General features: G+C 48.9%; 1 pseudogene. It reads right to left on the bottom strand.

Going from position 1 to position 311, the window contains the following annotated elements:
• A pseudogene (locus NBG71_RS18740) lies at positions 1-311 on the bottom strand (hypothetical protein); the annotation flags it as partial.

The raw sequence follows: 311 nt of genomic DNA, 5'->3' as shown, positions 1-311 counted from the left end.
TGGATTTATCCGGACGGGTAATCGTCAGCGTGATTTCTGCCCCTTCCTCAGTACCTCCCGGCAGAGTGACTTCTGCCTGCAAACCGTCTTTTAGTTCATCAGCATTCGCATAACCATCAGCCACTTCAGGGATGTTCAGCACCGGAGCATCTGTCACGCCATCTGTTTTTGAGGTCACCGTTGTCGGATCACTTTCATTACCGCTCGGATCTTTGGCAACCGCAGTCACTTCACTGTTGTCTTTTACATTATCAGATGGAATTGTGGTGGTATTATCTTTGCTGTCTGGGATCAGGTTCGGATCACTGGAT

The sequence above is a fragment of the Proteus sp. FZP2095 genome, assembly GCF_023701425.1.
Taxonomy (GTDB): Bacteria; Pseudomonadota; Gammaproteobacteria; order Enterobacterales; family Enterobacteriaceae; genus Proteus; species Proteus cibarius.
Note: the sequence above shows the minus strand (reverse complement) of the source record. Positions and strands in the feature narration are given on the sequence as shown.